Source organism: Streptomyces sp. NPDC013455, assembly GCF_040632975.1.
Taxonomy (GTDB): Bacteria; Actinomycetota; Actinomycetes; order Streptomycetales; family Streptomycetaceae; genus Streptomyces.
The window spans coordinates 83,659-103,762 of sequence record NZ_JBEYCX010000023.1 but is presented as its reverse complement, the minus strand read 5'-3'; the positions used below and the strand labels follow the sequence as shown (position 1 = coordinate 103,762).

Genomic DNA, 20,104 nt, shown 5'->3' with positions numbered 1-20,104 from the left:
CCGGGCGAAGCCCTTTGCTCTGCGGGGCGAGTGCCTAGTACCGTGGGGGGCGATTGGTGACGCGGGTCTCCACTGTGTCATCATCTGCACGCACCGATCGCGCGCTCGCGTGAGCGGTTGTGCTGGAGGCGTCGCCTAGTCCGGTCTATGGCGCCGCACTGCTAATGCGGTTTGGGCCTTAAAGCCCATCGAGGGTTCAAATCCCTCCGCCTCCGCCCGATCCCGAAGCCCCGGTTCCCAGGACCGGGGCTTCGGCGTTCCCCGGCTCATGGCGCCATCCCCCCGCCCCGCGACGTTTTCGCAGGTCACAAGGGGTGTGCGGATCGGATTTCACATGACGGCGGCAGTCATGTAATGTTCTTCCTGTCGCCGCGAGCGGGCCGAAAGGACCGGGAGCGGGGGCAAAACAAAAGAACAAGCACTCGTAGCTTAACGGATAGAGCATCTGACTACGGATCAGAAGGTTGCAGGTTCGAATCCTGCCGAGTGCACACAGACGAGAGGCCCCGGAGAGATCCGGGGCCTCTTGCGTTTCACGGGCGTACCGCAGCGAAGTACAGCAGCGGGAACGGGCCGAGCACCGCCGCGGTGAGGTGCGCGGGCGGACCGCCCCGCAGAGCCGGATCCGTTTTGGTCTCCGGGCGGAGGATCTGCCGGCCCGCACGCCGGACCCGGTGATCCACGTACAGCTCACCGCTCTCGGAGTCGTTCGGCCTCCAGGTCGGGCCCAGGACCTCACCGCGCCGCAGGCCGAGGCAGAGGACCGGCACCCAGACGAGGAAGAACGGATCTTCGCGAGCGAGGACGTCTACGGTGCTCCCGTGTGGCATCTCCGGCGCAGCGGCAAGGGCGGCATGTTCGACACCTACGCCGGCAGCTTCGACGCGGTCTGGGAAACCGCGACGCCGGTTCGAGAAGGGTGACCATGGCACGGACCGAGTACTACGACGACCCAGCGGCACCGGAGCCGAACAGCCTGGTGGTCGCCGCGTCCGCCGTGGTCACCGACGGCGAAGGGCGCGTACTCCTTCAGCGTCGACGGGACAACGATCTCTGGGCGCTACCCGGCGGCGGCATGGAGATGACCGACTCACTCCCGGGAACAGCCGTCCGCGAAGTAAAGGAAGAAACTGCTGCCGGTCCGCATCGACGTCGGCGGCGCCAAGGGAGCGACCGGCGGGATCGCTTGGCAGACTGACGCCCGGTGAGCTGAGCGAACGGCACCCGACCCGCAGCATCGGCTGGTGGCTGATCCGTACGGCAGCCAAGTACGGCAGCCGAGTGCGGCAGCCGAGTGCGGCAGCCGAGTGCGGCAGCCGAGTGCGGCAGCCATTACGGCGACCGCAGCGGCCGTCTCGTCAGCGTCCCCGCTTACAGGCCAGGACGATGCCGATCGCGGCCAGTACGGCGACTACGACCGCGAACCACGTGGGCATCAACTCGAGCCCCTTGTAGGCGAGGGGGATGGCGGTGGGCATCGGACCTCCTTCGTGGGAGCGTCCTCCGGATGCCCACCAGGGGGGGCGTGGATGCGTTCAGCATTCCTCCGCCGGGTCGTTCCGGTTCAGTTTCTCCAGGTATTCGTGGGCCAGGTCCGTGGCCCGGGTGAACCAGTCGGTGATGATCGCCAGTTCCTCCGGGGAGTAGTCGGAGAACAGGGCCGTCAGCCGCTTGTAGTGGCCCGCGTACACCGCCTCGACCTGGGCGACGGCGGCCGGTACGGCGGCCACGCGCACCCGGCGGCGGTCCGTGGGGTCCGGGCGGCGGGTGACGTAGCCGGCGCGTTCGAGGCGGTTGAGGATGCCGGTCACCGCGCCCGTCGTGACGTGGGCGCGGGCCGCGAGGTCGCCCGCCGTCAGCAGGTCGTCCCCCGCCTCCAGGACGAAGGCGAAGCAGGTCAGGTCGGTGACGTTCAGGCCCAGCCGCCGGGCCAGCTCCTGCTGTCCGATGAGGTGGGCGGCGATGAGGTGATCCATCGCCGACAACGCCTGGGCCGGAGTGGCGGGCGGGCGCGGCGTGCCGTGCATCTGTCGTAATCCCTTAGGTCGTGAGATATTCGGGTGGTAAATCTCTTAGCTCGTGAGAGAAACTGGTTCCCGGAGGGGGCTCCATGAGTCTGTACGACGAGGGTCACACGGTCGCCGGCTGGACCGGCGTCGGCATCGCGACGGTGGGCGGTTCGGTGGCGGGGCTGGGGGTGTGCACGGCCTCGCTCCCGGTCGTCGCCGCCGGTCTGGCCGTCGTGGCGGCGAGCGTCCTGGTGACCTGGGTTCTGCACCTCTCCGGCTGGGGCAAGCCTCCGGGTGTGCGGCCGCGCGACCAGTGGGGGATGCGGGTCCGGGACTCGGGGGCGCGGGAGGGCCACGACGGGTGCGTCGGCTGCCGGCTCGCCGGGCGGGGGCGGCGGACCGAGGGGCCCGGGCCCGCCTCGGTGCCGGATGCGGTCGCGGCCGAACCGGTACCGGTGGCACCTGCCGAGTGAGCGAGCGGCCCCGGAGCCGGTACCCCACCGCGGCCCTCCGCTCAGCCCGAGCCGGGTGTCGTACCCACCCCGTACCCTCGCGAGGGATGGCACACGTGTGGACGTGCTCGGGCCTGCGCTGGTCGGCGCATGGGCCGGCGCTGGAGTGGGACGGCGGGTCGCGCAGTGCGCTGCCCCGGGGGAAACGGGTCGCCTTCGCGGTGCCGGACGGGGGCCGGCGGACGTGCGTGGGCGCGCGGGGGCACGCCTGCCCGGTGCGGGCCGCCGTGCCGGGGCGGAGCACGGGGGCCCGGTGCGAGGAGTGCGCGCGGCTGGACCGGGCGCACTCCGTGGCCGCCGACGCCCTCGCGGACGACCCTCGGCCGTACCGGGTGTACCTGGCGTGGTTCGGGCCGGGGATGGTGAAGGTCGGCATCACCGCGCTGGAGCGCGGCCCGGCCCGCCTGCTGGAGCAGGGCGCCGTCTGCTTCAGCTGGCTCGGCACCGGCCCGCTGATGGCCGCGCGGCGCACCGAGGAACTGCTGCGGGCCGCACTGCGGGTGCCGGACCGGATCCCGTACGCGGAGAAGCGGGCGGTGCGGTCGGCGCTGCCGGGGACGGAGGCGGAGCGCGCCGCCGAGGTGCGGGATCTGCACGCGCGGGCCGTGGCCCTCGCCGGGTGGCCGGAGTCCCTGCGGCCGGAGCCCTGCCGGGTCGTCGACCAGCTGACGGCTTTCGGCCTCGACGGCGCGCCCGCGGCGCGCGGTGAGGTCGTGGAGCTGGTGCCGGGCGGGGCCGTGGGCGGGGAGCTGGTCGCGGCCGCCGGGCCCGATCTGCACCTGGCGGTCGGCGGACGCGGGGTGGTCGTGCTCGACACCCGGCTGATGGCCGGCTGGGAACTGCTGCCCGCCGGATCTGCGGCGCCCGGATGCTCTTTTCCCGTGCGGGAGTTCAGGCGGGAGCCGGACGGGCTGTTCTGAGGCCCGGGGAGGGCGGAAGGACGCCGGCGGATACCGGCGGGCCGCCGAGCACCTCTCCCGGTTCGTGCGGGACGTCCCCGGCTTCCTCGGTGAGGACTTCGCCCACACCCCGGGCGGACTCTCCATCAGCGTCGCCTACTTCAGGGACCTCGACGGGATCGAGCGGTGGCGGCGGCATCCCGAACACGTCGCGGCCAAGCGGCGCGGGCGGGAGCGGTGGTACGAGCGGTACGCGATCCACATCGCCCGCGTGGAGCACGCTCACTCCTTCCAGCGCCCCCGAAGGCCCTGAAGCGCCCCTGGCCCTCCGAGCCCGCCCGGCCCTCCGAGCCCCGCACAACCCTCCAAGCCCCGCCCAACTCCCCGAGTCCGTCCGGCCCTTCAAGCCTTGCGGTCTCCCGAACCCCCGACGCCCAGGCTTCCTGAAGCGCTTCCCAGGTGTTCCCTGAGAGCCGCCTGTGTGTTTCTCAGGAAAATCACAGATTCGTGAAAGCGTGTTCTCAGAGGACGCGGACAAGGTGTCCACCATGACCACGACCTCGCCCCAGGGGCGCACCGAACTGCTGAGGCCGGACGGGAGCCCCGTCCGAGTGCTTGTGGTGGACGACGAGCTGTCGATCACCGAACTGCTGAGCATGGCCCTCCGCTACGAGGGCTGGCAGATCAGGAGTGCGGGGGACGGGCAGGGGGCCATCCGGACGGCCCGTGAGTTCCGGCCCGACGCCGTCGTACTCGACATGATGCTGCCGGACATGGACGGGCTGACCGTCCTCGGGCGGCTGCGGCGCGAGCTGCCGGACGTGCCCGTCCTCTTCCTCACCGCCAAGGACGCGGTCGAGGACCGCATCGCCGGGCTCACCGCGGGCGGGGACGACTACGTCACCAAGCCGTTCAGCCTGGAGGAGGTGGTCGCGCGGCTGCGGGGACTCATCCGGCGCTCCGGCGCCGCCGACCGGCGGTCCGACTCCGTGCTCGTCGTCGGGGACCTGACCCTCGACGAGGACAGCCACGAGGTCGCGCGGGCCGGGGAGTCCATCCACCTCACCGCCACCGAGTTCGAGCTGCTGCGCTTCCTCATGCGCAACCCCCGGCGGGTGCTCAGCAAGGCGCAGATCCTGGACCGCGTGTGGTCGTACGACTTCGGCGGGCAGGCCAACGTGGTGGAGCTGTACATCTCCTACCTGCGGCGGAAGATAGACGCCGGACGCGAGCCGATGATCCACACCCGGCGTGGTGCCGGTTACCTGATCAAGCCCGCCGTGTCGTGAGCGGACGACGGCGGCCGCGCAGGCAGCGGCGGCGGGTGGGTCGGCCGCGCACCCTGCGGACGCGGCTCGTCGTCGCGTCCGTGGTGCTGATCGCGGTGGTGTGCGCGGTGATCGGCACGGTGACGACGCTGGCGCTGCGCTCGCACCTGTACGACCAGTTGGACGGGCAGGTCGAGGAGGCCGGCAAGCGTCTGTCGGGGCCCATGAAGCCCGGCGGCATGAACGACTCCGGGCTGACGGACAGGCTCACCGGCTTCGTCAAGGGGCCGACGCAGCCGAAGACCATCGCCGCCGAGGTCGGCACCGACGGCACGGTCACCCGCGCGGTCATCGCCCAGCACGCCTCCGCCGACAACGGGCCCTTCCAGCGCAACGACGCCGTCGCCCTCAGCGCCGAGCAGAAGGCCGCGCTGGCCAAGGCGGCGCCCGCCCCGGGCACGCACACCGTCGATGTCCCCGGCCTGGGCGAGTACCTCGTGCGGTACGTCGTCGGAGCCGAGGGCACCTACTACGTGGCCCTGCCCACCAAGGACGTCGACGACAACATCGACACCCTCATCGTCGTGGAGGTCTGTGTCACGGCGGCGGGACTGCTCGCCGCCTGTCTCGCCGGCTTCGTCATCGTCGGCGTCGCCACCCGCCCCCTGCGCAAGGTCGCCGCCACCGCCACCCGCGTCTCCGAACTCCCCCTGCACACCGGCGAGGTCGAGCTCAGCGAACGCGTCCCCGAGTCCGAGACCGACCCGCACACCGAGGTCGGCCAGGTCGGCGCCGCGCTGAACCGGATGCTGGACCACGTCCACGCCGCCCTGCACTCCCGCCAGCAGAGCGAGACGCGGGTACGGCAGTTCGTCGCGGACGCCAGCCATGAGCTGCGCACCCCCCTCGCCTCCATCCGGGGGTACGCCGAGCTGACCCGGCGCGGCAGGGAACAGGTCGGCCCGGACACCAGGCACGCCCTGGGGCGCATCGAGTCCGAGGCCGGGCGGATGACGCTGCTCGTGGAGGACCTGCTGCTGCTCGCGCGTCTGGACGCCGGCCGACCCCTCCGGTTCGAGCAGACCGATCTCGTACCCCTCGTCGTGGACACCGTCAGCGACGCCCGCGCGGCCGGCATGGACCACAACTGGCGCCTCGACCTGCCCGACGAGCCGGCGCTGGTGTCGGCGGACGCGGCACGCCTGCAGCAGGTGCTGGTCAACCTCCTCGCCAACGCCCGCAACCACACCCCACCCGGTACGACGGTCACCGCCCGGGTGCAGCGGCGCGGTCCGTGGCTGTGCGTGGACGTCGAGGACAACGGTCCCGGCATCCCGCCCGACCTGCTTCCGCACGTCTTCGAACGGTTCGCGCGCGGCGACTCGGCACGCTCCCGGGCGACCGGCTCGACGGGCCTGGGGCTCGCGATCGTGCAGGCCGTCGCCACCGCGCACGGCGGTGCCGTGACCGTCGACAGCGCGCCCGGGCGCACCCTCTTCACGGTGCACCTGCCCGCGCCCGCCCCGCCGCACGGCGGCGCGACGAACCGGCGACAGCACTCACAGGCACAGCACAGTGCCGCCACATGGGCGCGACAGGGCGGCTGACGAAAGTCAGTGCCATGCGAACCGACTCTTCTCCCGGCACCCTGCCGGCGCGGGAGCACCTCCCGGCCACAGACGCCGGAACGCCTGTCCTGGACGTAGTGATCCCCGTCTACAACGAGGAGAAGGACCTCCAGCCGTGCGTCCGCAGACTGCACGAGCACCTCACGCGAACCTTCCCGTACGCGTTCCGCATCACGATCGCGGACAACGCGTCCACGGACACCACCCCGCTGGTGGCGGCGCGGCTGGAGGCGGAGATCCCCGAGGTCGCCGGCGTCCGCCTGGAGCAGAAGGGGCGCGGCCGGGCGCTGCGGACCGTGTGGTCGGCGTCCGAGGCGCCGATCCTCGCCTACATGGACGTCGACCTGTCCACCGACCTCAACGCCCTGCTTCCGCTGGTGGCGCCGCTGATCTCCGGCCACTCCGACCTGGCGATCGGGTCCCGGCTCGCCCGCACCTCCCGGGTCGTGCGCGGCCCCAAGCGGGAGTTCGTCAGCCGGGCCTACAACCTGATCCTGCGCGGTTCGCTCCAGGCCCGCTTCTCCGACGCCCAGTGCGGCTTCAAGGCGATCCGGCGGGACGTGGCCCGGGTGCTGCTGCCGCTGGTGGAGGACACCGGCTGGTTCTTCGACACCGAGATGCTGGTGCTCGCCGAGCGGGCGGGCCTCAGGATCCACGAGGTGCCGGTCGACTGGGTCGACGACCCCGACTCCACCGTGCACATCGTGCGGACGGCCACCGACGACCTCAGGGGCGTGTGGCGGGTCGGCAGGGCGCTGGCCACCGGCTCGCTGCCGCTGGACCGGCTGGCCCGGCCCTTCGGTGACGATCCGCGCGACCGCGAGCTGACCGACGTGCCCGGGGGGCTGGCCCGCCAGCTGGTCGGGTTCTGCGTGGTCGGCGTGCTGTCCACCCTCTTCTACCTGCTGCTGTACAGCGCCTTCCGGCAGTTCACCGGCTCGCAGGTCGCCAACGGGCTCGCGCTGCTGGTCTCCGCCGTGGCCAACACGGCCGCCAACCGCCGGCTCACCTTCGGGGTGCGCGGGCGGGGCGGAGCGGTCCGGCACCAGGCCCAGGGCCTGGTCGTGTTCGGTATCGGCCTGGCCCTGACCAGCGGCTCGCTGGCCGCCCTGAACGCGGCCAGCGCCAGTCCGGCGCACTCCACCGAGCTGGCGGTGCTCGTCGCCGCCAACCTCGCGGCGACCGTGCTGCGGTTCCTGCTGTTCCGCGCCTGGGTCTTCCCGGACCACCGGGAGGCCGGTCCGGCCGCCTCCTTCCCGGCCGCCGCCGCGCCCGCCCCGTCCACGCCGGCGTACCGCGCGCCGGTCCCGCACGCACCGCTGCCGCAGCGCCCGGTGCCGGACCAGCGGGCGCACGAGCGGCAGGCGTACCAGCGGCCGCACGAGCAGACCCACGCCACCCACCTCACCGACGCCACCGTGCGGCTGCAGCCGGTGCGCCCTCGGCACACCACCGACCCGGAGGACGCCCGATGACCCCGATGACCGACACGACCGTCGGGGGACCGCCGCCCGCCGCACCCCCGCGGGCGCCCGGAGCCGGCGCCCCGAAGCAGCCGTTCGTCCGTGTGCTGTGGCGCGGCCGCCCCGAGGACCCGCGCTGGGTGCGCCCGGCCTTCCTCGGCCTGCTCACCGCCACCCTCCTGCTCTACCTCTGCAACCTCACCGCCTCCGGTTACGCCAACTCCTTCTACTCGGCGGCCGTCCAGGCGGGCAGCACCTCCTGGAAGGCGTTCTTCTTCGGTTCGCTGGACGCGGGCAACGCCATCACCGTCGACAAGCCGCCGGCCTCGCTGTGGCCGATGGAGCTGTCGGTGCGCCTCTTCGGCCTCCACTCCTGGGCGATCCTCGCCCCCGAGGTGCTGATGGGCGTGGCGAGCGTCGGTGTCGTGTACGCGGCCGTGCGCCGCCGGTTCAGCCCCGGGGCCGGCCTGATCGCGGGTGCGGTGCTCGCGCTCACGCCCGTGGCCGCGCTGATGTTCCGGTTCAACAACCCGGACGCCATGCTGGCCCTGCTGATGGCGGTGGCCTGCCACCTCGTCGTCCGGGCGCTGGAGGACGGGCGCACGAAGTGGCTGCTGTGGGCCGGGGCCGCGGTCGGTTTCGCGTTCCTCGCCAAGACCCTCCAGGCGTTCCTGATCCTGCCGCCGCTCGCGGTCGTGTACGCGGTGTGCGCGCCGGTGCCGGTGCGCAAGCGGTTCGCGCAGCTGGCCGCGGCGACGCTCGCGCTGGTCGTCTCCGGCGGCTGGTGGGTCGCGATCGTCGAGCTGTGGCCGGCCTCGTCCCGCCCGTACATCGGCGGCTCGCAGAGCAACAGCTTCCTGGAGCTGACCTTCGGCTACAACGGCCTCGGCCGGCTCAACGGCGACGAGACCGGCAGCGTCGGCGGTGGCGGTGGCGGTGGCGGTGGCGGCGGCCAGTGGGGCGAGACCGGCTGGGACCGGATGTTCAACTCCGAGGTGGGCGGCCAGATCTCCTGGCTGCTGCCGGCCGCGCTGATCCTGCTGGCCGCCGGGCTCGTGGCCACCCGGAAGCTGGAGCGGACGTCCGTCACCCGGGCCTCGTTCCTGGTCTGGGGCGGCTCACTGCTGACGACCATGGTGGTCTTCAGCTACATGGCGGGCATCTTCCACCAGTACTACACCGTGGCCCTCGCCCCCTATCTCGCCGCCGTGACCGGCATGGGCGCCGGGCTGCTGTGGGAGCGGCGGCGGGAGCCGTGGGCGGCGGTCACGCTCGCCGCGTCCGTGGTCGCGGCGGCGGCCTGGGGGTACGTCCTGCTCGACCGCACGCCCGACTATCTGCCGTGGCTGAGGTGGCTGGTCCTGGTCGGCGGGCTGGCGGCCGCGTTCGGCCTGGTCTTCGCGGGCCGGATCCCCCGGCGGCTCGCGCTCGGTGCGGCGGCGGCGGGCCTGGTGGCCGCGCTGGCCGGTCCGGCGGCGTACACCCTGAGCACCCTCCAGGAGGGCCACACCGGCTCGATCGTCACGGCCGGCCCGGCGGGTGCGAGCGTGATGGGCGGCCGGGGCGGCGGTCCCGGCCGCGCGCCGGACGGCTTCGGCGGCGCTGCACCCGGCCGGAACCAGCAGGGGCAGCAGGGGCAGCAGGGCAACGGCTTCCCGGGCGGTGGCGGCGCCGGCGGCGGACTGCCGGGCGGCGGCGGCACCGCTGCGGCGCCGCCGGGCGGCCGGCAGGGCAACGGCTTCCCCGGTGGCGGCCGGACGGGCGAGGGCGGCACGGGCGGCGGCGCCGGCGGCCTGCTCAACGGCGCGAGCGTCTCCGCCGAGGCGAGGAAGCTGCTGGAGGAGGACGCCTCCGACTACACCTGGGCCGCCGCCTCGATCGGTTCCCAGAACGCGGCCGGCTACCAGCTCGCCACGGGCAAGGCGGTGATGGCGATCGGCGGCTTCAACGGCACCGACCCGTCCCCGACCCTCGCCCAGTTCAAGAAGTACGTCGAGCAAGGGAGGATCCACTACTTCATCGCCGGTGGCGGCATGGGCGGTGGCATGGGCGGCGACAGCGGAACCGCCTCCCGGATCAGCTCGTGGGTGCAGAGCACCTTCAAGAAGGTGACGGCCGGCTCCGCCACGTTCTACGACCTCACGCAGAGGAAGGCCGGCTGACGGAAACCGCGTTGTACACCGTATAGCGATCGCTATACGGTGTATGGCATGTCCCCCACCCAAGGCCACCCCCAGCGCTGGTTGATCCTCGGCGTCATATGTCTCGCGCAGCTCACCGTGCTGCTCGACAACACCGTCCTGAACGTGGCCATCCCCTCGCTCACCCGCGAGCTGCACGCGGCCACCTCCGACATCCAGTGGATGATCAACGCCTACTCGCTGGTGCAGTCCGGCCTGCTGCTGACCGCCGGCAGCGCCGCCGACCGCTACGGCCGCAAGAAGATGCTGGTCACCGGCCTCGCCCTGTTCGGCGTCGGCTCGCTCACCGCCGGACTCGCCGGCACCACCGGCCAGCTGATCGCCGCGCGGGCCGGGATGGGTGTGGGCGGCGCACTGCTGCTCACCACCACGCTGGCCGTGGCGATGCAGATCTTCGCCCCCGAGGAACAGCCCCGGGCGATCGGCATCTGGAGCGCGGTCAACGCGCTCGGCTTCGCCGGCGGCCCGCTGATCGGCGGTTTCGTGCTCGACCACTTCTGGTGGGGCGCGATCTTCCTGATCAACCTGCCGGTCGTGGCGCTGGCGCTGCTCGCGGTCGTGGTCCTCGTGCCCGAGTCCCGCAACCCCCGCGGCGACCGCCCGGACCTGCTGGGCGCGGTGCTGTCCACGATCGGCATGGCCGCGCTCGTCTACGCCATCATCTCCGGGCCGGGACACGGCTGGACGTCGGCGCGCGTGCTCGGCACGGGGGCCGTGGCGGTGCTGGCCCTCGGGGCCTTCGCCCGGTGGGAGAGCAGGGTCGCCGAGCCGATGCTCGACATCCACTTCTTCCGGGACCGCCGGTTCACCGGGGCGGTCGCCGGGGCCGTGCTCATCGTCTTCGGCATGGGCGGCGCGCTCTTCCTGCTGACCCAGCACCTCCAGCTGGTGCTCGGGTACGAGCCGGTGGAGGCCGGACTGCGGACCGCTCCGCTGGCACTGACGGTGGTGGTGCTCAACTTCAGCGGGGTGTCGGCGAAGTGGTCCGCGCGGCTCGGCACGCCGGCGTCGATCGCGCTGGGCATGGTGTGCATGGCCGGGGGCTTGGTCTCCATCGCGGAACTGGACTCCGGCGGGTACGCGGGCACCCTGCTCGGGCTGCTGCTGATCGGTGCGGGGTGCGCGGTGGCGAATCCGGCGATGGCACACGCGATCATGAGCGCCATCCCCCTGGAGAAGGCCGGCGTGGGCGCCGGGATCAACGGCACCCTCGCCGAGTTCGGCAACGGCCTCGGTGTGGCCGTCCTGGGCGCCGTGCTCAGCTCTTCGGTCGCCTCCGGGCAATCGTTGGCCCAGGGCCTGGGTACCGGACAGCTGGTGGGTGCCGTCGCCGTGCTGGCCGGCGGGTTCGTCGCGGCGGGGCTCTTGCGGCGGGCGGAGCGGGCGCCCGCGGGCATCGCGCCCCGTAAGTTGGGACATCCGGAATCGAGAGAGGGCCGCCGGTGACGAAGCAGGCAGGTCGGTCGGCACGGGACAGCGTCTGGCGGGCGGACGGCGCCCGGCGGGGCGGGCGCGGCGGGCAGCCCTCCGGGCTCGACCGGGAGCGCATCACGAAGGCGTCCGTACGGCTGCTGGACGCCGAGGGACTCGCCAAGTTCTCCATGCGCCGGCTGGCCGCCGAGCTGAACGTCACCGCGATGTCCCTGTACTGGTACGTCGACACCAAGGACGACCTGCTCGAACTCGCCCTGGACGCCACCTACGCCGAGGTGCGGCTGCCCGACCCGGAGAACGCGGACGAGGACTGGCGCGAGCAACTGCGGGCGCTGGCCGGCGAGTACCGGGCGCTGCTGGTCCGCCACCCCTGGCTGTCCCCGCTGGCCGGCCGCTTCCTCAACATCGGCCCCCGGTCCCTCGCCTTCTCCCGGAGCGTGCAGCGGGTCGTCGGCCGCGCCGGGCTGCCGAGGAACCGGGTGACGAGCGCGATCGCGGCCGTCTTCCAGTTCGTGTACGGCTACGGCACGATCGAGGCCCACTTCCACGCCCGGATCGAGGACACCGGGCTGAGCGCGGACGAGTACTTGGAGCAGGCCATGAGCATGGTGGCCGAGGTGCCGGGGACCGCCGAGGTGATCACGGAGTCCAGGGACCTGATGGCGGCCCGCGGCGGCGACACGGTGGCCGAGATGCTGGACCGCGACTTCGCCTTCGCCCTGGACCTGCTGATCGCCGGTATCGAGGCGATGGTCGCCCGCGGCTGAGGCGCGGCCGCCCCCGGACGGGTGTCAGTCCTCGGCGACGAGCCGCGCCGGGAACCCGCCGGTCGCCACCGGGCCCCACCGCTCGGGGGTCACCCGGATGAGGGACTTCCCCTGCTTGACCATGGCCGCCCGGTACTCGTCCCAGTCGGGGTGCTCGCCCGCGATGTTGCGGTAGTACTCGACCAGGGGTTCCACCGAGTCCGGCGCGTCGACGACCTCGGCCGTGCCGTCGATCTGGACCCAGGGGCCGTTCCAGTCGTCGCTGAGGACGACCAGGGAGACCCGCGGGTCCCGCTTGGCGTTGCGGGTCTTGGCCCGCTCGGGGTAGGTGGAGACGACGATCCGGCCCGCGTCGTCGACCCCGCAGGTCAGCGGGGAGGCCTGCGGTCCGCCGTCGGCCCGGCGGGTGATCAGCAGGGCGCGGTGACGGGGGCGTACGAAGTCCAGCAGCTCGTCCAGCGATACACGGGTGTTGGTAGCGATGTTCGGTGCCATGGAGGCAGCCTAGGGGGAAGCGGTGCCCCCGTGGCTGATCCCGCTGTTCCTACGCCTGGGGGAGTGCCTCGCCCTGCACCGCCTGGATGTCCAGCTCCACCCTGAGCGTGGTGCCGATGGCCGCGATGCCCGCCTGGAGGACCTGGTTGTAGTTCATCGCGAAGTCCTCCCGGTGCAGTTCGGCGGTGGCCCGGAACGCGGCCCGCGTGCCGCCCCACGGGTCGGCGCCGGTGCCGAGGTAGGCCAGGTCGAGGTCCACCGGTCGTACGACCCCGTGCAGGGACAGCTCGCCGTGGACCGTCCAGCGGTCCGGGCCGGCCTGCGTCAGTCCCGTCGAGCGGTAGGTGATCTCGGGGTGGCGCTCGACGTCGAGGAAGTCCGCGGACCTCAGGTGGGTGTCGCGCATGCCGTTGCCGGTGTCGATGGAGGCCGCCCGGATCACCGCCTCCACCCGGGACTTGGCGATGTCGTCGGGCGCGATCTCGATCAGGCCGCCGAACTCCGTGAACCGGCCGTGCACGCTGGAGATCCCCAGGTGCTGGGCGACCGCGGCGACGGTGGAGTGCGCGGGGTCGACGGTCCACGGGCCGGGCGGCGGCAGCTCGGTGCCGCCCTGCCGGGCCAGCGTCACCGTGCCGACCTCGGCCCGGCCGCTCGCGGTGACGATCGCGCTGGACGCGGCGGGCGCGTACCCGACGGCCGTCACGATCACCGTGTACGCCCCCGGTGCCAGCTCGGTGGCGTCCCGTACGGTGCCCTCGGCGTCCGCCTCGGCCCGCAGCACCTGCGTACCGGTCGTGTCGGTCACCGTGACGACCGCGTGCGACACGGCCCACCCGTCCCGCGTGCGGATCTTCGCGGTCAGTCCCATCCCGTTTCTCCCTGGAAAAAGCTCAGAAAATGGTCGTATGAGACCGGCCCGTGGCGGGCGCGCCTGCCGCTCAAGGCGCGCGCCGCCACGGGCCGGGGTCGTGGACTACTCGCCGGGGTGGGCGAGCGTGATGTCGTGGCCGTCGACTCCGGGGCCGGCGACGGTCAGCGCGGTGGCCACCGGCGGGTAGCCGGTCGCGATCACGGTGTACTCGCCGCCGTCCAGGTCGGCGAAGGCGTAGGCCCCGTCCGTCCCGGTGGTGGCGGTGCCGACCACGTTCCCGGCCTGGTCGACCAGGGTGACCCGGGCGTCGGCCAGCGGACCGTGCGGGGCGCGGACCACGCCCTGGAGCCGGGCGCCGGCGTCCAGGTCGACCTCGATCCGGGTGACACCGGTGGCGCCGACATCGACCGGCAGGGCGCGCGGCCGGAACCCGGTCGCGTTGACCGCGACGGTCACCGTGCCCGGCACCAGGTCGGTGAGGGCGAAGTCGCCCTGCTCGCCGGTGGCGGCGGTGGCCAGCAGGTCACCGCGCACATCGGTGACGATCACCATGGCGTCCGCGACCGGCAGCGCGCTCCCGGCCGCCCGCACCACACCGGTCAGCCCGCTGGTGCCGCTGAGCAGGATGTCGTACGACAGCGGTTCCTCGCCCACCACGACGGTGGAGGCCTGCGGCTGGTAGCCGTCGGCGGAGGCGATCAGCACGTACGACCCGGTGCCGGGCGCGGCCAGCGCGTAGGAGCCGTCGGCCTGGGCGACCGAGCGGCCCAGCTGGCGGCCGGACAGCGAGATCAGCGTGACGGCGGCCTGCGGCACCGGGGCGCTCTCGGCGCCGCGGACGAAGCCGTGCACCGGGGTGCCCGCGCCGGTGCCGGGCTCGGCGACGGTGGCGACGGCGGTGGGCCGCGTGCCCGCGGTCGCCGCGGCGCCGTCCTCGCCGGCCACCGGGGCGGCCCAGCTCGGCATCTGCTCCCCGGCCGGCACGGGGGCCTCGGCGGCGGCCCGCACCTCGGCCGGGGCCTCGGCGGGGGTCTCCCCGTCGGCGGCCTGGGCCAGCGCGCCCCTGGTCTTCAGCGGGACCTCCTTGATGAACAGGGTGATCAGGAAGGCGACGGCGGCGAGGCAGCCGGCGATGAAGAAGACGTCGGCGATGCCGTGGCCGTAGGCGCTCTCCAGCAGCGTCCGGATGGGCGCCGGGAGCTTGTCCATGTCCGGGATGCTGTCGGTCGAGCCCGAGCTGCCGGCCAGGGCGGCCTGGTACTTGGGGCTCAGCGCGGAGACGCCGTCCTCGACGTAGTGCGTGATCCGGCGGGACATCACCGCGCCCAGCGCGGAGACGCCGACCGCACCGCCGAGGGAGCGGAAGAAGGTGACCGTGGAGCTGGCGGCGCCGAGGTCGGAGGGGGCCACCTGGTTCTGCGTGGCGAGCACCAGGTTCTGCATCATCATGCCGATGCCGAGACCCAGCAGCGCCATGAAGATCGCCATCTTCCAGTACTCGGTGTCGTACCGGATGCCGCCCAGCAGAACCAAACCGGCGGTGACCAGGACGCCGCCGCTGACCAGCCACGCCTTCCAGCGGCCGGTGCGGGTGATGAGCTGGCCGGAGACGGTCGAGGAGACGAACAGACCACCGATCATCGGGATGGTCATGACGCCCGACATGGTCGGGGACTTGTCACGGGCCAGCTGGAAGTACTGGCTGAAGAACACCGTGCCGGTGAACATCGCGACGCCGACGAAGAGCGAGGCCAGCGAGGCCAGCGTGATCGTGCGGTTGCGGAACAGGCGCAGCGGGATGATCGGCTCGCTCGCCTTCGACTCGATGAGCACGAAGAGCGCGCCGAGGACGACCGAACCGCCGACCATCGCACCGGTCTGCCAGGACAGCCAGTCGTACTTGTCACCGGCGAAGGTGACCCAGACCAGCAGCAGGGAGACGGCGGCGGAGATGAAGAACGCGCCGCTCCAGTCGACCTTGACCTCGCGCTTGACCACGGGCAGGTGCAGGGTCTTCTGCAGCACGATCAGCGCGATGACCGCGAACGGGACACCGACGTAGAAGCACCAGCGCCAGCCCAGCCAGGAGGTGTCGGTGATGACACCGCCGAGCAGCGGGCCGCCGACGGTGGCGACGGCGAAGGTGGCACCCAGGTAGCCGGAGTAACGGCCGCGCTCACGCGGGGAGATCATCGCCGCCATGACGATCTGCGCCAGCGCGGACAGACCGCCGACGCCGATGCCCTGGAACACCCGGAAGGTGATCAGCATGCCCGGGTTCTGCGACAGGCCGGCCGCCATCGAGGCGACCACGTAGATGACCAGGGCTATCTGGACGAGCGCCTTCTTGCTGTACAGGTCGGCGAGCTTGCCCCACAGGGGAGTGGCCGCGGTCATCGACAGCAGGGCCGCGGTGACGACCCAGGTGTAGGCGGACTGACCGCCACCGAGGTCACCGATGATCTCCGGCAGGGCGTTGGAGACGATCGTGGACGACAGGATCGCCACGAACATGCCGAGCAGCAGCCCGGACAGGGCCTCCATGATCTGCCGGTGCGTCATCGGGGCGTGGCCTGTGCCTCCCCCGTGCTTGGCGTGAGCCCGCACACCGGCTGGTGTGGTCGTTGCCATGGGCTTCCTTTTCTTACGTGCTTGCGGGTGTACGGGTGGTCTCTTCGCATACGGGTACGGCTGCCGAGGGGTGCCGGACCGGGGCGGACCGGCAGTCGCCGAAGGACGAGCGCAGGCGCGTCATCAGCCGGATCAGCTGGCCGACCTCGTCGTCGGTCCAGTCCGCGAGCCGCTCGGCGAGCAGGTGTGTGGTCCGCCGGGACAGCTCGTCCAGCTGCTCCAGGCCGGCGGGCGTCAGGTGCAGGATGCGCGAGCGCTTGTCCGCCGGGTCGGGGTGCCGCTCGATCCAGCCGCGGGCGGCGACGTGCGCGACGTGCCGGCTGGTGACCGACATGTCCACGGCGAGCAGCTCCGCGAGCTTGCTCATGCGCATGTCGCCGTGGCGGCCGAGCAGGGTCAGCACGGCGGCCGACCCGGTCGGGCAGTCGGGCGGCAGGATGCGCCCCATGTCCCGTTTGACGGCTCCGACGGCACTGAGCTGACGCGCCAGCTCCTCAAACTGGGCCCGCTCGGCCATCACACCTCCCGTATTCGTTGCTTGGGGCAACCATAGATCTGTTTGGTTGCTGAAGGCAAACAAATCCGGGTCGGGTGGCGCAAAAACTTGGCAAAGGCAAGTATTGCGAACGTAAATATGCAGGTGAGTGCGGGTGACGTGCCCCCGTCTGTCCCGGTGGCCCCGCACTTGGGCCGGTCGACGGGATTCGCTAGGGTCTCGGGGCATGGCTAACACCCAGGGCCCCCAGGGCAATTACGACCCCGCAGGCAGCACCCAGATGTTCCGCGCGTTCGTCGACGAGGCCCCTCGGGGGCGGCAGCCGCAGGCGGCCCCCTCCGGCCCCCGCGTCGGCCTGATCGTCGGTGTGGTCGTGGTGCTCGCCGTGCTCGCCGGCGTCGCCTGGCTGGCCCTGAGCTGACGCGCGGACGTCACCGGGCCGAACCCCCGCCCGCTCCCGGCGGGTTGCACAGACGACGGCCGCCGACGCTGCCGTTACGGCGCCTCGGCGGCCACGAGTCCGTGTCGCGCGTGTCGTTCCCGCGGCCTGCCCGGCACCTTCCGTGCGTGGCGGCGGTCCGCGTACGGCGTCTCAGTCGGAGATGAGCCCGTCGCGCAGCTGGGCCAGTGTCCGGGTCAGCAGCCGGGAGACGTGCATCTGGGAGATGCCGACCTCCTCGCCGATCTGCGACTGGGTCATGTTGGCGAAGAACCGCAGCATGATGATCCGCCGCTCCCGGGGCGGGAGCTTGGCCAGCAGCGGCTTGAGGGACTCCCGGTACTCCACGCCCTCCAGGGCCGTGTCCTCGTAGCCGAGCCGGTCGGCCAGCGAGCCCTCGCCCCCGTCGTCCTCGGGGGCCGGGGAGTCGAGGGAGGAGGCGGTGTAGGCGTTGCCCACCGCGAGGCCGTCGACCACGTCCTCCTCGGAGACGCCGAGCACCGCGGCCAGCTCCGTCACCGTGGGGGAGCGGTCCAGCTTCTGGGAGAGCTCGTCGCTGGCCTTGGTGAGGGCCAGGCGCAGCTCCTGCAGCCGGCGCGGGACGCGCACGGACCAGGAGGTGTCGCGGAAGAACCGCTTGATCTCGCCCACGACCGTGGGCATCGCGAACGTCGGGAACTCCACGCCCCGTTCGCAGTCGAACCGGTCGATCGCCTTGATCAGGCCGATGGTGCCGACCTGGACGATGTCCTCCATCGGCTCGTTGCGGGAGCGGAAACGGGCCGCCGCGTACCGCACGAGCGGGAGGTTCAGTTCGATCAGGGTGTCCCGCACGTAGGCCCGCTCGGGGCTGTGCTCGTCCAGCGCGGCCAGGCGCAGGAACAGCGACCGGGACAGGGTGCGGGTGTCGATGTTCGCCGTGGCCTGCTCGGCCGGGACCGCCTCGGCGGCCGGGCCGGCGGGCGGGGTCGGCACGGCTTCGAGGGCCGTGACGCCCTCGAAGGCGTCGAGGACGTCGAGAGCGTCGAGCTCCTTGGGCGCTGCCTCGCTGGTCGTGGGCGTCAGCACCTTCGAGCTGCCCTGGTCTGCGGACATGCCACCCCCTTTGGGTCGCGGGACGGTCGCGGCGGCGCCGCTTCCGCGCAACGCAGCCTTCACCTGAATACCGGAGCCGGAGCTCCGGCAAACGCGCTTCCCGCAGAATGTCACATGTCGGCAACGCGCTGTACCGACATGTCGACACGCCTGAGCCGAATCGCCCCTGGAAACACGGGGTCTGACGGCTGTTCGGGGCGTAACTGCCCGCATCCCCCCAGGTGAGCGAATCGCCCGTGCCGGTTACCTCTCGATCGAGTTTGCGATGCAGTGCCGTTCGGCCTGTGCTTCCGTGCGCCCGCTGTGCATCGGCCGAACGCCCCCCGTGCTGCGGCCCGGCTGCTGCTAGGCGTCGATCCGGTTCGCCGAGCGCAGCCGCTGGAAGCTGCGGGCGAGCAGGCGTGAGACGTGCATCTGGGAGACGCCGAGTTCCGCGCTGATCTGTGACTGGGTCAGGTTGCTGTAGTAGCGCAGGAGGAGGATGCGCTGCTCCCGTTCGGGGAGTTGGACCAGGAGGTGGCGGACCAGGTCGCGGTGTTCCACGCCGTCCAGGGCCGGGTCCTCGTAGCCGATGCGGTCCAGCAGCCCGGGCAGTCCGTCGCCCTCCTGGGCGGCCTCCAGCGAGGTGGCGTGGTACGAGCGTCCCGCCTCGATGCAGCTGAGCACCTCCTCCTCGCTGATCCGCAGCCGGTCGGCGATCTCCGCGGTGGTCGGCGAGCGGCCGTAGAGCGTGGTCAGGTCCTCGGTGGCGCTGTTGACCTGCACCCACAGCTCGTGCAGCCGGCGCGGGACGTGGACGGTGCGGACGTTGTCCCGGAAGTACCGCTTGATCTCGCCGACCACGGTGGGCATCGCGAAGGTCGGGAACTGTACGCCCCGGTCCGGGTCGAAGCGGTCGATGGCGTTGATCAGGCCGATGGTGCCGACCTGGATGACGTCCTCCATCGGCTCGTTGCGGGAGCGGAAGCGGGCGGCGGCGTAGCGTACGAGCGGGAGGTTCGCCTCGATCAGCGCCCCGCGCACCCGGTTGTGCTCCGGCGTACCCGGGGTGAGCTGCTTCAGCTCGGCGAACAGGACCTGGGTGAGGGCCCGGGTGTCCGCGCCGCGGCGCTTCTCGGGGGCCGGTGGATTCTCGGCGGGTGCCTCTTCCTGGGGCGGCGCAGTACTGGCCGACACGGTCAACGCCACCTCTTCATCGGTCAATCATCCGTCAAAAGCGGTCATAGCATCACAAGACATGTGCACTGTGTGCAAGCACCGCATAACGCCGTGTTGTCGTCAAACATCGACAAGTTGGGGTATGGGAACGCACGAAAGCCCCCCGCCCGAATGGCGGGGGGCTCCGGCGGGCGGAGGCCCTAGATCTCGTAGTCGGCGATCACCCAGGTGGCGAACTCGCGCCAGAGCGCGACACCCGCCTGGTGCGCGGGGTGCTCCAGGTAGCGCTTGAGGGCGTCGGTGTCCTCGACGGCCGAGTTGATCGCGAAGTCGTAGGCGATCGGGCGGTCGCTGACGTTCCAGCCGAACTCCCAGACGCGCAGTTCCTCGATCTGGCCGCCGAGGGCCCGGAAGGCCTCCACACCGGCCACGACCCGCGGATCGTCGCGCTCGACGCCCTCGTTGAGCTTGAAGAGGACCAGATGGCGGATCATGGGGTGTACCTCAGCTCTTTCCTCCGTTGGCGACCCAGGTCATGAAGTCGCCTATGGCCTTGGCCGCGTCCGATACGCCCTCGAACCCTATCTGGACGTAGTCGGCCGCCTTGGCCGGGTCCGTGATGATCACGTACAGCGCGAAGACCACGAGCACGTACACGGCGATCTTCTTGGCGTTCACCGCCACCGCGGCCTCCCCTGTACCAGTGCCCCGAGGGCCTCCCCTGCTGCCGGCCGC

General features: G+C 72.0%; 19 protein-coding genes, 2 tRNA genes and 2 pseudogenes. 14 read left to right on the top strand and 9 right to left on the bottom strand.

The genetic code is table 11. The annotated features are described in order from the left end of the window. Positions 1-124: 124 nt before the first annotated feature. The 4 genes and pseudogenes from ABZ576_RS29660 to ABZ576_RS29645 all read left to right on the top strand — a co-directional run. Positions 125-215: transfer RNA gene (locus ABZ576_RS29660), tRNA-Ser, on the top strand. A gap of 203 nt (positions 216-418) precedes the next feature. Then, positions 419-491 (top strand) — tRNA-Arg (locus tag ABZ576_RS29655). 312 nt (positions 492-803) lie between these two features. After that, positions 804-923 (top strand): annotated as a pseudogene (locus tag ABZ576_RS29650) (XRE family transcriptional regulator); the annotation flags it as partial. Positions 924-925: 2 nt separating this feature from the next. Continuing rightward, positions 926-1,132: pseudogene (locus ABZ576_RS29645) on the top strand (NUDIX domain-containing protein); the annotation flags it as partial. A gap of 403 nt (positions 1,133-1,535) precedes the next feature. Here ABZ576_RS29645 and ABZ576_RS29640 read toward each other — a convergent pair. Next, positions 1,536-2,027 carry a helix-turn-helix domain-containing protein gene (locus ABZ576_RS29640; RefSeq protein WP_360747412.1) on the bottom strand — a complete coding sequence of 164 codons (492 nt, stop codon included), beginning with the start codon at positions 2,025-2,027 and terminating at the stop codon, positions 1,536-1,538. Positions 2,028-2,110: 83 nt separating this feature from the next. On the opposite strand from ABZ576_RS29640, the gene ABZ576_RS29635 reads away from it, so the two are divergent. The 9 genes from ABZ576_RS29635 (at position 2,111) to ABZ576_RS29595 (ending at position 12,181) form a co-directional block, all read left to right on the top strand. Further along, positions 2,111-2,482: an HGxxPAAW family protein gene (locus ABZ576_RS29635; protein WP_360747409.1), complete on the top strand. Its 372-nt coding sequence runs from the start codon at positions 2,111-2,113 to the stop codon at positions 2,480-2,482. An 86-nt stretch (positions 2,483-2,568) separates the two neighbouring features. Then, positions 2,569-3,441 carry a DUF2797 domain-containing protein gene (locus ABZ576_RS29630; protein WP_360747406.1) on the top strand — a complete coding sequence of 291 codons (873 nt, stop codon included), beginning with the start codon at positions 2,569-2,571 and terminating at the stop codon, positions 3,439-3,441. A 64-nt stretch (positions 3,442-3,505) separates the two neighbouring features. Continuing rightward, positions 3,506-3,733 (top strand): hypothetical protein, encoded by a 228-nt coding sequence (locus tag ABZ576_RS29625; RefSeq protein ID WP_360747403.1) that lies wholly within the window; start codon positions 3,506-3,508, stop codon positions 3,731-3,733. Between the two features lie 235 nt (positions 3,734-3,968). After that, positions 3,969-4,709 carry a response regulator transcription factor gene (locus ABZ576_RS29620; RefSeq protein WP_360747399.1) on the top strand — a complete coding sequence of 247 codons (741 nt, stop codon included), beginning with the start codon at positions 3,969-3,971 and terminating at the stop codon, positions 4,707-4,709. Then, positions 4,706-6,295, top strand: a complete 1,590-nt coding sequence (locus ABZ576_RS29615; RefSeq protein WP_360747396.1) for a HAMP domain-containing sensor histidine kinase — start codon at positions 4,706-4,708, stop codon at positions 6,293-6,295. Before ABZ576_RS29620 ends, ABZ576_RS29615 begins: the two co-directional genes overlap by 4 nt. Before the next feature lie 14 nt (positions 6,296-6,309). Then, positions 6,310-7,791 (top strand): bifunctional glycosyltransferase family 2/GtrA family protein, encoded by a 1,482-nt coding sequence (locus ABZ576_RS29610; protein WP_360747393.1) that lies wholly within the window; start codon positions 6,310-6,312, stop codon positions 7,789-7,791. Beyond that, entirely contained in the window at positions 7,788-9,941 is a 2,154-nt protein-coding gene (locus ABZ576_RS29605) for a glycosyltransferase family 39 protein (RefSeq protein ID WP_360747390.1), read from the top strand. Before ABZ576_RS29610 ends, ABZ576_RS29605 begins: the two co-directional genes overlap by 4 nt. Before the next feature lie 48 nt (positions 9,942-9,989). Beyond that, positions 9,990-11,426 carry an MFS transporter gene (locus ABZ576_RS29600; protein ID WP_360747387.1) on the top strand — a complete coding sequence of 479 codons (1,437 nt, stop codon included), beginning with the start codon at positions 9,990-9,992 and terminating at the stop codon, positions 11,424-11,426. Next, positions 11,423-12,181 (top strand): TetR/AcrR family transcriptional regulator, encoded by a 759-nt coding sequence (locus ABZ576_RS29595; RefSeq protein WP_360747384.1) that lies wholly within the window; start codon positions 11,423-11,425, stop codon positions 12,179-12,181. Before ABZ576_RS29600 ends, ABZ576_RS29595 begins: the two co-directional genes overlap by 4 nt. Positions 12,182-12,205: 24 nt before the next feature. On the opposite strand, the gene ABZ576_RS29590 is transcribed toward ABZ576_RS29595, so the two are convergent. From ABZ576_RS29590 to ABZ576_RS29575, 4 genes are all read right to left on the bottom strand, one after another. Then, a complete protein-coding gene (locus ABZ576_RS29590) occupies positions 12,206-12,676 on the bottom strand; it encodes a PPOX class F420-dependent oxidoreductase (RefSeq protein ID WP_360747381.1) in 471 nt (156 codons plus the stop codon). 49 nt (positions 12,677-12,725) lie between these two features. After that, a complete protein-coding gene (locus tag ABZ576_RS29585) occupies positions 12,726-13,547 on the bottom strand; it encodes a YceI family protein (protein ID WP_360747378.1) in 822 nt (273 codons plus the stop codon). Positions 13,548-13,652: 105 nt separating this feature from the next. After that, positions 13,653-16,181 (bottom strand): MFS transporter, encoded by a 2,529-nt coding sequence (locus ABZ576_RS29580; RefSeq protein WP_360747375.1) that lies wholly within the window; start codon positions 16,179-16,181, stop codon positions 13,653-13,655. Positions 16,182-16,194: 13 nt separating this feature from the next. Beyond that, positions 16,195-16,698 (bottom strand): MarR family transcriptional regulator, encoded by a 504-nt coding sequence (locus ABZ576_RS29575; protein ID WP_360747372.1) that lies wholly within the window; start codon positions 16,696-16,698, stop codon positions 16,195-16,197. A gap of 205 nt (positions 16,699-16,903) precedes the next feature. Here ABZ576_RS29575 and ABZ576_RS29570 point away from each other — a divergent pair, with 205 nt between their 5' ends. Then, on the top strand, positions 16,904-17,098 hold the full coding sequence (locus tag ABZ576_RS29570; protein WP_360747369.1) for a hypothetical protein: 195 nt from the start codon (positions 16,904-16,906) through the stop codon (positions 17,096-17,098). 171 nt (positions 17,099-17,269) lie between these two features. Here ABZ576_RS29570 and ABZ576_RS29565 read toward each other — a convergent pair whose 3' ends face one another. The 4 genes from ABZ576_RS29565 to ABZ576_RS29550 form a co-directional block, all read right to left on the bottom strand. Next, complete coding sequence (locus ABZ576_RS29565) at positions 17,270-18,211, bottom strand: RNA polymerase sigma factor SigF (protein WP_360747366.1); 942 nt, start codon at positions 18,209-18,211, stop codon at positions 17,270-17,272. Between the two features lie 345 nt (positions 18,212-18,556). Then, positions 18,557-19,393: an RNA polymerase sigma factor SigF gene (locus ABZ576_RS29560; RefSeq protein ID WP_360747451.1), complete on the bottom strand. Its 837-nt coding sequence runs from the start codon at positions 19,391-19,393 to the stop codon at positions 18,557-18,559. 176 nt (positions 19,394-19,569) lie between these two features. Next, entirely contained in the window at positions 19,570-19,863 is a 294-nt protein-coding gene (locus ABZ576_RS29555; protein ID WP_360747363.1) for a Dabb family protein, read from the bottom strand. Between the two features lie 10 nt (positions 19,864-19,873). Further along, positions 19,874-20,053, bottom strand: coding sequence for a hypothetical protein (locus tag ABZ576_RS29550; RefSeq protein WP_360747360.1), 180 nt, complete (start codon positions 20,051-20,053; stop codon positions 19,874-19,876). Between the last annotated feature and the right edge of the window lie 51 nt (positions 20,054-20,104).